Annotated in this window: 13 protein-coding genes; 5 read left to right on the top strand and 8 right to left on the bottom strand. The window is 52.4% G+C overall.

The genetic code is table 11. The annotated features are described in order from the left end of the window. Window positions 1–142 precede the first annotated feature (142 nt). Both ilvD and ilvA read left to right on the top strand, forming a co-directional pair. Entirely contained in the window at window positions 143–1996 is a 1854-nt protein-coding gene (gene ilvD / locus WKJ03_RS07840; protein ID WP_337841624.1) for a dihydroxy-acid dehydratase, read from the top strand. 2 nt (window positions 1997–1998) lie between these two features. Continuing rightward, window positions 1999–3636, top strand: coding sequence for a threonine ammonia-lyase, biosynthetic (ilvA, locus tag WKJ03_RS07835; RefSeq protein ID WP_337841623.1), 1638 nt, complete (start codon window positions 1999–2001; stop codon window positions 3634–3636). Between the two features lie 280 nt (window positions 3637–3916). On the opposite strand, the gene WKJ03_RS07830 is transcribed toward ilvA, so the two are convergent. The 3 genes from WKJ03_RS07830 to WKJ03_RS07820 all read right to left on the bottom strand — a co-directional run bounded on the left by WKJ03_RS07830 (window position 3917) and on the right by WKJ03_RS07820 (window position 5566). Next, complete coding sequence (locus WKJ03_RS07830) at window positions 3917–4678, bottom strand: hypothetical protein (RefSeq protein ID WP_337841622.1); 762 nt, start codon at window positions 4676–4678, stop codon at window positions 3917–3919. Between the two features lie 244 nt (window positions 4679–4922). Next, window positions 4923–5279 carry a DUF86 domain-containing protein gene (locus WKJ03_RS07825; protein ID WP_337841621.1) on the bottom strand — a complete coding sequence of 119 codons (357 nt, stop codon included), beginning with the start codon at window positions 5277–5279 and terminating at the stop codon, window positions 4923–4925. Further along, window positions 5276–5566, bottom strand: coding sequence for a nucleotidyltransferase family protein (locus tag WKJ03_RS07820; RefSeq protein ID WP_337841620.1), 291 nt, complete (start codon window positions 5564–5566; stop codon window positions 5276–5278). The genes WKJ03_RS07825 and WKJ03_RS07820 overlap by 4 nt, the downstream gene beginning before the upstream one ends. A 187-nt stretch (window positions 5567–5753) precedes the next feature. Between WKJ03_RS07820 and WKJ03_RS07815 the strand changes: the two genes are divergently transcribed. Both WKJ03_RS07815 and WKJ03_RS07810 read left to right on the top strand, forming a co-directional pair. Continuing rightward, window positions 5754–6164: a nucleotidyltransferase substrate binding protein gene (locus WKJ03_RS07815; RefSeq protein ID WP_337841619.1), complete on the top strand. Its 411-nt coding sequence runs from the start codon at window positions 5754–5756 to the stop codon at window positions 6162–6164. Next, window positions 6157–6483: a nucleotidyltransferase domain-containing protein gene (locus WKJ03_RS07810; RefSeq protein WP_337841618.1), complete on the top strand. Its 327-nt coding sequence runs from the start codon at window positions 6157–6159 to the stop codon at window positions 6481–6483. Before WKJ03_RS07815 ends, WKJ03_RS07810 begins: the two co-directional genes overlap by 8 nt. Before the next feature lie 37 nt (window positions 6484–6520). Here the strand turns inward: WKJ03_RS07810 and WKJ03_RS07805 are convergent, their stop codons facing one another. The 4 genes from WKJ03_RS07805 to WKJ03_RS07790 all read right to left on the bottom strand — a co-directional run bounded on the left by WKJ03_RS07805 (window position 6521) and on the right by WKJ03_RS07790 (window position 8409). Next, window positions 6521–6859: a nucleotidyltransferase domain-containing protein gene (locus WKJ03_RS07805; RefSeq protein ID WP_337841617.1), complete on the bottom strand. Its 339-nt coding sequence runs from the start codon at window positions 6857–6859 to the stop codon at window positions 6521–6523. Continuing rightward, the gene (locus WKJ03_RS07800) at window positions 6856–7023 is read right to left on the bottom strand and encodes a hypothetical protein (RefSeq protein ID WP_337841616.1); all 168 of its coding nucleotides are present in this window, start codon (window positions 7021–7023) and stop codon (window positions 6856–6858) included. The genes WKJ03_RS07805 and WKJ03_RS07800 overlap by 4 nt, the downstream gene beginning before the upstream one ends. 120 nt (window positions 7024–7143) lie before the next feature. Further along, window positions 7144–7899, bottom strand: a complete 756-nt coding sequence (locus tag WKJ03_RS07795; protein ID WP_337841615.1) for a hypothetical protein — start codon at window positions 7897–7899, stop codon at window positions 7144–7146. A 150-nt stretch (window positions 7900–8049) separates the two neighbouring features. Further along, window positions 8050–8409 carry a MerR family transcriptional regulator gene (locus WKJ03_RS07790; RefSeq protein ID WP_337841614.1) on the bottom strand — a complete coding sequence of 120 codons (360 nt, stop codon included), beginning with the start codon at window positions 8407–8409 and terminating at the stop codon, window positions 8050–8052. Between the two features lie 410 nt (window positions 8410–8819). Between WKJ03_RS07790 and WKJ03_RS07785 the strand changes: the two genes are divergently transcribed. Beyond that, complete coding sequence (locus tag WKJ03_RS07785) at window positions 8820–10079, top strand: NADH:flavin oxidoreductase/NADH oxidase family protein (RefSeq protein ID WP_337841613.1); 1260 nt, start codon at window positions 8820–8822, stop codon at window positions 10077–10079. Window positions 10080–10158: 79 nt separating this feature from the next. On the opposite strand, the gene WKJ03_RS07780 is transcribed toward WKJ03_RS07785, so the two are convergent. Beyond that, window positions 10159–11151, bottom strand: a complete 993-nt coding sequence (locus tag WKJ03_RS07780) for a branched-chain amino acid aminotransferase (RefSeq protein WP_337841612.1) — start codon at window positions 11149–11151, stop codon at window positions 10159–10161. Window positions 11152–11475 lie beyond the last annotated feature (324 nt).

Raw genomic sequence — 11475 nt, 5'->3', positions numbered from 1 at the left:
TAAATTGATAAAACCCAGACTTGTGTTGGGTAAACAAACTAAATACAGCCCAAATGCATTGGCGTAGTAGCGAAGAGCGCAGGCAACAAAGCTACGGCGGCAAGGCAGCAGGGGAACGAAACAGAATCGGAGAACATAAGCAATGCCGAAGTTACGATCAGCCACTACCACCGAAGGCCGCAACATGGCCGGAGCCCGCGCCTTGTGGCGTGCTACTGGTGTTAAAGATACCGACTTTGGTAAGCCTATTATTGCGGTGGTGAACTCTTTTACTCAGTTTGTGCCGGGCCATGTGCATTTACGCGACTTAGGCAAACTGGTGGCCGAGGCCATTGAAGAAGCGGGTGGTATTGCCAAAGAATTCAATACCATCGCCATCGATGACGGTATTGCCATGGGCCACGGCGGTATGTTGTACAGCCTGCCGTCGCGCGAAATTATTGCCGACTCGGTGGAGTATATGGTGAACGGCCACTGCGCTGACGCTATGGTCTGTATTTCCAACTGCGACAAAATCACGCCGGGCATGTTAATGGCCTCGTTACGGCTGAATATTCCGGTGATTTTCGTGTCCGGTGGCCCAATGGAAGCTGGTAAAACCAAGCTGTCGGATCAAATTATCAAGCTGGATTTAGTGGACGCCATGGTGTCGGCGGCTAACCCGAATGTCAGCGACGCCGACAGCGAAAAAATTGAGCGCAGCGCCTGCCCTACTTGTGGGTCTTGCTCTGGCATGTTTACCGCCAACTCCATGAACTGTCTGGTCGAAGCTTTAGGTTTGGCTCAGCCGGGCAATGGCAGTTTGCTGGCCACCCACGCCGACCGTAAGCAGCTGTTTATCAATGCCGGTAAACGCATTATGCAGCTGACCAACCGCTGGTATCAGCAAGACGACGCCAGTGCGCTGCCGCGTAATATTGCCAATAAAACCGCTTTTGAAAACGCCATGATGCTGGACATTGCCATGGGCGGTTCCACCAACACAGTGCTGCACTTATTGGCCGCGGCGCAGGAAGCCGAAGTGGATTTCGGCATGGCCGACATCGACCGCTTATCGCGTATTGTGCCGCACTTATCCAAAGTGGCGCCTTCTACCCAGAAATACCATATGGAAGACGTGCACCGTGCCGGTGGCGTCATCGCCATTCTGGGCGAGTTATTACGCGCTGGCCTGCTGAACCCGGACACCCCGCATGTGTCGGGCAGCTCGTTGGGCGATGTAATCAGCCGTTACGACATTACCCTAACCAAAGACCAGGCGGTACACGACTTTTACCGCGCAGGCCCGGCCGGTATTCGTACCACCCAGGCCTTTTCGCAGGACTGCCGCTACCCAACACTGGACGACGACCGCTTTGACGGCTGTATCCGAAGCAAAGAAGGTGCTTATTCGCAAGACGGCGGCCTGGCCGTGTTGTTCGGCAATCTGGCGCCGAATGGCTGTATTGTAAAAACGGCAGGTGTTGAAAAAGAAAACCTGGTGTTTAATGGCCGCGCCCGTATTTTCGAAAGCCAGGACAGCGCGGTAGACGCCATTCTGGCTGGCCGCGTGGTGGCTGGCGACGTGGTGGTCATTCGCTACGAAGGGCCAAAAGGCGGCCCGGGTATGCAAGAAATGCTGTACCCCACCAGCTACTTAAAATCCATGGGCTTGGGTAAAGCCTGTGCGCTGATCACCGACGGCCGTTTCTCGGGCGGTACTTCGGGTTTGTCGATTGGCCACGTGTCACCAGAAGCCGCCAGCGGCGGTGCCATTGCGCTGGTAGAAGAGGGCGACGGCATTGCCATTGATATTCCAAACCGCCGCATTGCCATTGAAATCAGCGACGCCGAGCTAAATGCCCGCCGCGCCGCGATGGACGCCAAAGGCAAACTGGGCTGGAAACCGGCCAACCGCGAACGTGTGGTCAGCCCGGCGTTAAAAGCCTACGCCATGCTGGCAAGCAGCGCCGACAAAGGTGCAGTGCGTGATTTATCCAAACTGGAGCAAGAATAGTGATGGCAGAGGCGAGTGCGCTGAAAAAGCAGCAGGCAGAAGCATCTGCTCCTGTGGCAGAAGTAGCGGTAAAAAATGCCGCGCCGCAAAGCAACCATACGCTCTGGCAAAAGCCAGAGCCAGACGCCGCCTCGCAGCAAGCCTATTTGCGCGACATTTTGCTGTCGCCTGTCTACCAGCTGGCGGTAGAAACCCCGCTGCAGGCCATGCCGAAATTAGGCCAGCGCTTAGGCCATCAGGTGTTTTTAAAACGCGAAGACATGCAGCCGGTGTACTCCTTTAAGCTGCGTGGCGCCTTTCATAAACTGATGAAAGTGAAAGAGCAGCAACCCGGTAGTGCTGTCATTTGCGCTTCGGCAGGCAACCACGCTCAGGGCGTGGCCATGTCGGCGCGCAAACTGGGCCTGAAAGCCACCATTGTAATGCCAATCACCACGCCAGAAATTAAAGTAAATGCAGTCAAAGCCTTAGGCGGCCAGGTGCTGCTGCACGGCACCGCCTTTGATGAAGCCAACCGCCATGCCATTGCGCTTTCTAAACAGCAGGGCGCTATTTATATTCCGCCTTTTGACGACCCGGACGTAATTGCCGGCCAGGGCACAGTGGCGAAAGAGCTGCTCAGCCAACACAACAAGCTGGACGTGGTGTTTGTGCCCGTCGGTGGCGGTGGTTTGCTGGCTGGTATGGCGCTTTATATCAAAGCTGTGATGCCGGGCGTCAAAGTAATAGGGGTAGAACCCGACGACGCCGCCTGCTTAAAAGCTGCGCTCGAAGCCGGTGAACCAGTGACGTTAGACAGAGTAGGGCTGTTCGCCGACGGCGTGGCGGTAAAACGCATCGGCTCCGAGACCTTTAAACTGGCGCAGCAGTATTGTGATGACGTGATTACGGTGTCCAGCGACGAAATTTGCGCCGCCATCAAAGACATTTTCGACGACTTACGCGCTGTGGCCGAACCTGCAGGTGCGCTGAGTTTGGCGGGCCTGAAAAAATACGCCGCGTCGAGTGACCACAGCCAGCAATTAAGTGCAGTGCTAAGCGGTGCCAACTTAAACTTCGACACCCTGCGTTATGTGTCGGAACGCTGTGAGCTCGGCGAGAAAAAAGAAGCGGTGTTTGCCGTGACTATTCCAGAGCAAAAAGGCAGTTTCCGCCGTTTTTGCCAAACCATTGGCGGGCGCGCCATCACCGAATTTAACTACCGTTACGCCAGCGACAACAAAGCGCATATTTTTGTTGGCATTAAGCTGCGCCACGGCGCCGACGAACTGGCTCAGGTGACACAGGCCTTATCCAACGCCGGTTACGAATTTCAGGACTTATCTGACGACGAGCTGGCTAAACTACACGTGCGCTATATGGTCGGCGGCATGCCACCACGTTTAGTGCAAGAGCAGCTGTACCAGTTTAACTTCCCGGAATACCCCGGTGCGTTAATGAACTTCCTCACCACCCTGGGCGACGAATGCAATATCACTTTATTTCATTACCGCAACCACGGCGCCGCCACCGGCGACGTATTGGCGGGTTTTGAAATAGCTGATCACAGTGAAATTGCCGAGCACTTGGACCAGCTGGGTTACGAATACCGGCTGGTCACAAGTAATGGGGCTTATAGGGCGTTTTTGACAGGGGGGTGAGTCCGGGATCTCAAAGCGCAAAAAGTTTTGCGCTTTGCCGGGCGAACGCCCGAGCCTCTGGTGAAGGACTGACTTAATCCTGAGTATGGAACATACTCCATTGAATCATTTTGTCTGATCTGGCCTGTGTGAACAGTTAATACATTGATAATATCTAGAATGGAAACTCAATTCTCTTTATCTCTCTATTTATTTATGTCAATTTTGGATTTGTCTATATTTCATTCTGTTAATTCTTCATTAGATTTTTGGTGTCTTCCCTTTCGATGGTGAATGTGAATTATATTTTTCCAAGCATTTTTGAAATGTTATTTTCTAGCTTATCAAATAAATGAATCATTAGTCCTCCATTGCTTACAACTTGTTTGTTTGATTTGTATAATTGATAGGCAGAGATAGATATTGAGAAAAATAGGCCAAAAATTGATATCCAAAAACTTGCAGTTGAAGTTGCTAAATATTCTTTTACCAATGTATTCTGTTTCGCTAGCTCTTCCGAGATTTTGACTACATCAGCTTCTACCAAGGGATATTGTTCGCCAAGCTTCGTACGCACATTGTTGAATCGTTCTCTCTGTAAATCTTGTAGAATTGCGAATGGATCTGATTTTCGATGTTCTTCTATTATTAAGTTGATTTTTTGCAGGGTAGAGTCATCAGGTTTATTCATAAATAGTTGAGACTTTATATCACCTAAAACATCTTCTAGTTTTATTGGTTCTTCATAGACATTGTCAGGCTTCAGATAAATTCTAGTAATAAATGAGTCTGATACTTCTCTGTTTTCAAATAAAATCTGAATTGATTCTAGATCTGCCCCATTTGATATTGCTTTTGTGATGACAGTCGAAATTTCTTCTTTATTTGAGTAGCCTTCAAATGGTGAGATAATTTCAAATAGCCAGTATCCTCCTCGAACTAACCCTATAATAATACCTGTCATTATTACAAGTGCTATAAAGACACCAAATTTTTCAGCAGCACCGTTTTGTTTCTTCTGACTTTCCACCGTTTTTTGCTCCAACTGCGAACCACGAACCAACGTGGTCAGGTCTTGCCCCGTGCCCCAAAGGTTGAATCGTTAATAAAGCAGAAATTGGATAATTAAAGCGGAAGAGTTAAAAGCGGAAAACGCCTGAAAACCAAACTGCCCAAACATCCTTTTCCGGCAACCTGCAACATGTTGTTGTTACTTAGATAGAACCAAGTTAAAGCAGCCCGAAACAAACGGCAAGCAGTTTTTCGGTACGCCTGGCTGATATGCTTTAGTTGGCGGGTTTTGTTTGCTACAAGCTGGCTTCGGCAGCTACCACCAGTTCAAACAACACAGGAAGATCCGCTTCAATGGTTTTCCACACCAGCTCATAATCCACTTTAAAGTAACCATGAGCGACGGCGTTACGCATTTGGTAGGCGCTGGAAAGTGGCAGCTCTGGGTGCGCTTTGGCAAATTCCGGGTAGTGTTTTTCTATGTTGTTACTGGCTTCACCAATCACTTCAAAGTTACGTACCACGGCGTCTTGTACCAATTCGTTTTGCAGGAAATCGAGTTCAGATAAATCATCGCAGTAGCGGCTGATACGCTCTATAGCTTGCCGAATGTGGGCGAGGTAATCGGCCAGACGCTGCTGGTCCCGGCTCATACCGGCCTGGCCTCGGCGAGCACTGCGCTGCGGAATTTTTCCGGCAGGGCATTTGGCGTTAGAACATCCACCTTTACCTGCAGCAACTGCAGCAGTTGGTGGCGTATAGCACCTATATCGAACATCGTCATTTGTGGGCTTGGGTCAACCAATAAGTCGAGATCGCTTTGTTCTGTGTCGGTGCCCTGCAGCACGGAACCAAACACTCGCACGTTGCTGGCGCGGTGCGCAGCCACAACCTGGCGGACTTGTTCACGGTGTTTGGCTAAGGCCACAGAAGGTTTCATTAGGATCTCCATTGATTCTGTTCAGATTTTAGCCCTCTGCCTGGGCGCTTGCAACCACAAGCATGGTTGAGTGAGCACTACGGCTGGAATTAACCCCAGCTGCTCGTTTGTGTTGCAAGATGCTTTTGGCAGCAGGCTGCTGCTGCGGTATGCTTATAAACAATTGATTTAAAGGCAGAGCAAAGCCATGGCACTGGATATCACTTCGTTAGAAAACGCCATTTTGCGGTTGGATGAAGGCTGGGCGCGCTATCAGCAAGACATTACCGACACGCAAATTCGTGATGGTTTGGTGCAGCGTTTTGAATTTACCTACGAAATCAGCCACAAAATGCTCAAACGCTACCTCGAGCAGAGTTCAGCCAGCCCCGAGCAATTTGACACTATGCCTTTTGCTGATTTAATTCGTTCGGCCAACGAACAAGGCTTGTTATTGGGCGATTGGCCGGTTTGGCGCAGTTACCGTGATATGCGCAGTAAAACCAGCCATACCTACGATGAAGATATTGCCCTGCAGGTGGTGGCGGGTATTCCAGCCTTTTTGCGTGAAGCGCAGTTTCTGGCGGCCCAGTTAACACAGCGGTTAAGCCATGCATAAACCCGATCGACTGCTGGTTTCCATGTCAGAATGGCAGGAATTGCAGCGCATTTTGCAGCAGTATTTGCCCCTGCATGAAGTGTGGGCCTTCGGTTCGCGGGTGGATGGGCCCTGTAAAACCTTTTCTGACTTGGACTTGGTGATTCTGACTGAACAGCCTATGCCTCTGGCGGCTATGGCTGAGCTGTCGGAAGCGTTTTCTGAATCAAACTTACCCTGGAAGGTGGATCTGGTCGATTGGGCCACCACCGCAGAGTCTTTTCGCACCATTATTCAGGGCCGAAAGCTGGTGCTGCAAAAGGCTGGCTCGCACAACTAACGTAGCCAACAAAGCTACAACCGTCGCTAAATTGGCTTCAATTCTTGCTATGGCAAGCTAAGCCGCGTTGATAAAACAGCTGGCCGACTCGGGCTATATGCTCCAGCAAGTCGGGGTGGCTGATGTCCTGCTGGCGGCACAGGTCGAAGCTATAGGGCGTCAGCAGGTCGTCCAGCTCGTTCATCAGGTGCAGTAGGTCGGTATGGCTGAAGTGTTCGCCCACTAACATCAGGTCAATATCGGACCCAGGCTTTTCCCGCCCCAAAGCCCGGGAGCCATAAATGATGGCTTGTTCGAGGTTGAGGGTATTCGCCAACACCTGCTGAATGGCCTGAAATTGTGAACTGGTTAAACCAAAGTGCGCTGACACTGTCATTGGCCGGAATTTGTCTGTTGCTTATAGGTGGATAAGCTGAGTTGCAAGGCGACAAAAGCCGGGTAAAACTGGCTCTGAATGGCCAGTGCCAAAGCCTCAGTCAATTCAGCCAGCGCTTTATCAAAGTTAGCCAGGCGTTGGTGCCAGCGAATATCGGTCGTCATTGTGAGTTGCTCCTGCCCTGATAGGGTGATTCTATGCCAGACGAGCTTTGGCAGACAACCAGAGTAGGGCTTAACCTTGAGACTTGCAGCTCAACACAAGTCTCAAGGTTAAGCTTGCAGCTAGTTAATTTTTATCACCGCCGGTGAGGTGGTTGGCTGAGTCTGACCATTTTCATCGTCGCCCTGGGCCGGGGGTTGGCTGTTCATATTGCGGGTGGCCACAGCCGCCGTTTCCAGGCCGCTGATAATATTGCACACCGCATGGTACTGCACGGCGTCGGCAATGGCCCGGTTCACCGGGTACTCCACCAGGCTTTGCTGCCTTTTGCTATTAATTTGCTGCAAAATGCCTTCACGTTGTGAGGTAATGCCTGACGAAATCACATTAATGGCCAGGTTATTAAAATAGGCCTCGTTGTATTGCGACAAAATACCATTGGACACAGTGCTGCCCGCCGCCAGGGCTTTGGCTGTAGTGGCGGGTGTTACCACGGCTGCTGCACCGCTTAACAGCGTGGCTAATCCACCCCACCCCAACTGAGTTTGCGCTTTGGATGAGGTCAGCACCCGCAGGTACATACCGCATTTCTGGTTGGACGCCGCTATCACTCTGTCTTGCAGCTCGTTGCGCTGGTATTTGAGTTTGTCGCTGCCAAGGTCCGTGTTGGCCAGCTGAGGGATATCCGAAAAGCCGTAATCGCTGAGCAACGTACTGATATCTATGGTTTCATAGGCTTCGGCTTTGTCTTCGGAAACCAGTAAAGAGCCAGAACCGCTGAGTAAATTGGCTTCTTCCGGCATAGTGTATTGGCGCATGGTGGAGCAGGCGCTGAGCAGGCTGACGAGCAAAAGGCTGGTAAGTACCGATGTTTTCATTATGTTCTCCCTGGTGTTGGTAGGTAAAAACCTGCACCGCCGGGCCGGTTTTATTCTGATGTGGCCTGTGGTGCAGCTTCTAACCCTAGTCAACTTTGTTTCATTTAGCGAAACTTTTGTAAATGGATTGCAGGGAGGGATGGCTGGGCGTTAAGGATCTACAGGGGTGAGTTGCTGAACCAGCTGCTCCATATCGCGGCGCTGCTGCTGCAGTTGTTGCATCTGCTGGTCCAGCTCCTGCAGTTTTTTTTGCAGCATCGGCAGTAACAACTGGCAATCCACCGGGTGTTCTTTGCTGCCGTGCTGGCGTTGCACGGCACGAATTTCCGCCAGACTAAAGCCCATTTGCTGGGCTTTTAAGATAATCTCCAGCCGTTCTTTGTTGTCGTCGTTGTAATACCTGTAACCATTGGCCTGCCGCACCGAGTGGATCACGCCTTGCTCTTCCAAAAAGCGCAGTTTGGATTCCGACACATTCAGCAATTTGGCGAGCTGACCAATCCGGTACATAACAAAGGTTCCGACAGCAATGAGTTATTTTGCCGGATACTGGCACAGAAGGGCTTGACTCTCAACCTGGGTTGAAGCTTTACACTATCTGCGTCGTCATTCGTGTTATAGCGGCGTTGACTGCGGCGCTTTCGTTAAAGGCAATGGCCCCAGTCACATAGGTTTCTATGCTCCTGGGGTCTCTCGGTCTTGTCGCCTTGCTGCAACGCCAATGATTTAGGAGCAAGCTCGGTATTCGTTGACACTGCGGCGGCGGGCGGGTCAAGACCCGCCCCTACGAGGATGGTAAACCTGTTGCAACACCTTTAATGGGCGGTGATTGGGCAGATGAGCGAGTTTAAATAGCTGTAGGGGCGTAGCTTGCTGCGCCCGTGGGCACAGGACCTGACCCCAATTAAAGAGGTGGTGTGATGTTATTTGAAAGTTTGATGCTGCCAAGTGGTGTGCAGTTGCAAAACCGACTGGTGAAGGCGGCGATGGAAGAGAATATGGCGGCCAGCGGGCAGAACCCGTCGGACGGCCTGATTCAGCTGTATCAGCGTTGGGCGCAAGGCGGCACTGGCTTGCTGATTTCCGGCAATGTGATGGTCAGCCGTACTGCACTGACCGGCCCGGGCGGCGTAGTGCTGGATGTGTATTCCAACCTGGAGCTGTTTAAACGCTGGGCTCAGTCCGTGCAGACTGGCACCGGTCAGCAGCAGGGCAGCAAATTGATTTTGCAGCTCAACCACCCAGGCCGACAGCTACCCACCAATCTGGGCCAGCCTGCGCTGGCGCCCTCCGCTGTGGCGCTGGATTTAGGCAAGTTCTCCAACATGTTTGTGAAGCCGCGTGCCATGACGCTGGATGATATTGAGCAAGTCAAAACCCAGTTTTTAACCTCGGCCCGGCTGGCACAACAAGCGGGTTTTAGCGGGGTGCAAATTCATGCGGCGCACGGTTATTTGCTCAGCCAGTTTTTATCGCCTTTGGTGAACCAGCGCACTGACGCTTACGGCGGCAGCCTGGAAAACCGCGCCCGGCTGTTGCTGGAAATAGCCGCCAGGCTGCGCAGCGAATTACCTCAGGGCTTTATTGTCAGTGTGAAGCTGAACTCGGCGGATTTTCAGCGTGGTGGGTTTTCGGCAGAAGACGCCAAACAAGTGCTGCAATGGCTGAACCCGCTGGGGCTGGATTTTGTTGAGCTGTCGGGCGGCAGTTATGAAGCGCCGGCCATGCAAGGCGACAGTCGCGATGGCCGTACGCTGGCGCGCGAAGCTTATTTCCTGGAGTTTGCGAAAGAGCTGCAACAGGCCGCACAAATGCCGTTGATGGTGACAGGTGGCATTCGCCGTCGCGAAGTGGCCGAGCAGGTGTTGCGCTCTGGTGTGGCCTTGGTGGGCATTGCGACTGCACTGGCGCTAAGTACAGATTTGCCGAAACGCTGGCAGGCTGGGGAGCAACTGGCGCCGGAATTGCCGCCGCTGGAATTTAAACAAAAGCCGTTAAAAGCTTTGGCGGCTATGGCCTATACCCGGCTGATGCTGCGTCGTTTAGGCAAGCCTTTACCATTCTGGTCACCGCTGCGCTGGCCTCTGTGGATGCTGCTGGCAGATCAACTACGGCTGAAAACACTGGCGAAACGCTACCGCCGCGAAATGGCCGACCAAGGCCCAAGTTGTTGTCATTAATAAGCTGAGGATGGGTCAAGACCCACCCCTAATCAGGTTTAAAGATCGGTAGGGGCGCAGCTTGCTGCGCCCGTGGGCATTAGATATGGGTCAGCCAGCCGTGCGTGTCGGCCGCTTTGCCCCACTGAATATCATTCAGTGCCTGACGCAGTTTGGCGGTGGTGGCGCCTGGCTCACCTGAACCTACTTTGTATTCTTTGCCCTGATGGATCAGGGTGCCGACTGGCGCCAGTACTGCTGCAGTACCAGACAGTGCCGCTTCAGTGCCTGGTTTAGCGGCACGTTCCAGCAACTCGGCGACAGTCAGTTCGCGCTCAGACACCGTCATGCCCAAATCACGCGCCAGCGTCAGAATGCTCTCGCGGGTCACGCCGTGCAGGAACGAAGCGTCCAGCGCTTTGGTGATAATTTCGTTGCCGTCAATCAACAGGAAGTTGGCCGCGCCGGTTTCCTGGACATCGCCGTTCGGGCAGAACAACACCTGATCGGCCTGGTACTGAGCACGGGCCTGCAGCGTCGGGTGCAACGCGCTGGCGTAGTTACCACCACTTTTGATCATGCCCATATGCGGTGCACAGCGGGCATTGTCTTCCATCAGCAAGCGCAGGCCACGGCTGCCACCGGCGAAGTAATCGCCCACAGGCGACAACAGCACATACAGCATAGAGGTGGTGGTTGGGTTGGCCGCTTTACCAATGGCAGGTTCAGTGCCGATATGGGTTGGGCGGATATACATTGAACCCGGTGGCGTTGGTACGTCGGCGGCATGGTGTTTCACCACGTCGATAATCATCTGCTTCAGCAGGTCGGCGTCAAACTCCGGCAGCGACAGCAGTTTTGAGCTTTGCTGCATACGGGCAATGTTTTTATCCATACGGAAAATAGCGATGCTGCCGTCTTCGTGGCGAAAGGCTTTTAAGCCTTCAAAACAGGTACTGGCGTAGTGCAGCACATGCGCGCCCGGGTGCAGTGAAATGCTGTCGGCGCTCACCAGAGCGCCTTTGCTCCAGCTGCTGCCATCAAAACGGGCCAGTGCCATTTCTGGCATAAATACGCTACCAAATGCTGCCATCTTCTTTATTCCTGTTGCTTACCGGCCTGAAAAAGCCGTTCATTATTGTTACTGCAAATTCTGACTTGTCTTGTCGGTTTCGGGGCAAAAAAAGCGGATGGGGGGAACTGGCGCTGGGCCATCAACACCTTGTGGGACTTCATCTGCTGCGCACCCGAACTCTCGTCCACCACTGCCACAAGGCGCCGGGTCATTGTACAGCGCTTAAACACAGATGGCATTAGTTAAATGCTGTGTTTAATCAATCAAATTCTTGTGAATTCCGCTGATGAATTTGGCCGGTACAGCTGCTGCAACTGGACCTTATGGAGGTTCAGAACCTGC

It is taken from the genome of Rheinheimera sp., from assembly GCF_037442525.1.
Classification (GTDB): Bacteria; Pseudomonadota; Gammaproteobacteria; order Enterobacterales; family Alteromonadaceae; genus Pararheinheimera.
Note: the sequence above shows the minus strand (reverse complement) of the source record. Positions and strands in the feature narration are given on the sequence as shown.

Bases quoted from the DNA above. Each gene is read 5' to 3' on its own strand.
- ilvD (WP_337841624.1), top strand. From the start codon at position 143: ATGCCGAAGTTACGATCAGCCACTACCACCGAAGGCCGCAACATGGCC.
- ilvA (WP_337841623.1), top strand. From the start codon at position 1,999: ATGGCAGAGGCGAGTGCGCTGAAAAAGCAGCAGGCAGAAGCATCTGCT.
- WKJ03_RS07825 (WP_337841621.1), bottom strand. From the start codon at position 5,279: ATGAGCCGGGACCAGCAGCGTCTGGCCGATTACCTCGCCCACATTCGG.
- WKJ03_RS07820 (WP_337841620.1), bottom strand. From the start codon at position 5,566: ATGAAACCTTCTGTGGCCTTAGCCAAACACCGTGAACAAGTCCGCCAG.
- WKJ03_RS07815 (WP_337841619.1), top strand. From the start codon at position 5,754: ATGGCACTGGATATCACTTCGTTAGAAAACGCCATTTTGCGGTTGGAT.
- WKJ03_RS07810 (WP_337841618.1), top strand. From the start codon at position 6,157: ATGCATAAACCCGATCGACTGCTGGTTTCCATGTCAGAATGGCAGGAA.
- WKJ03_RS07805 (WP_337841617.1), bottom strand. From the start codon at position 6,859: ATGACAGTGTCAGCGCACTTTGGTTTAACCAGTTCACAATTTCAGGCC.
- WKJ03_RS07800 (WP_337841616.1), bottom strand. From the start codon at position 7,023: ATGACGACCGATATTCGCTGGCACCAACGCCTGGCTAACTTTGATAAA.
- WKJ03_RS07795 (WP_337841615.1), bottom strand. From the start codon at position 7,899: ATGAAAACATCGGTACTTACCAGCCTTTTGCTCGTCAGCCTGCTCAGC.
- WKJ03_RS07790 (WP_337841614.1), bottom strand. From the start codon at position 8,409: ATGTACCGGATTGGTCAGCTCGCCAAATTGCTGAATGTGTCGGAATCC.
- WKJ03_RS07785 (WP_337841613.1), top strand. From the start codon at position 8,820: ATGTTATTTGAAAGTTTGATGCTGCCAAGTGGTGTGCAGTTGCAAAAC.
- WKJ03_RS07780 (WP_337841612.1), bottom strand. From the start codon at position 11,151: ATGGCAGCATTTGGTAGCGTATTTATGCCAGAAATGGCACTGGCCCGT.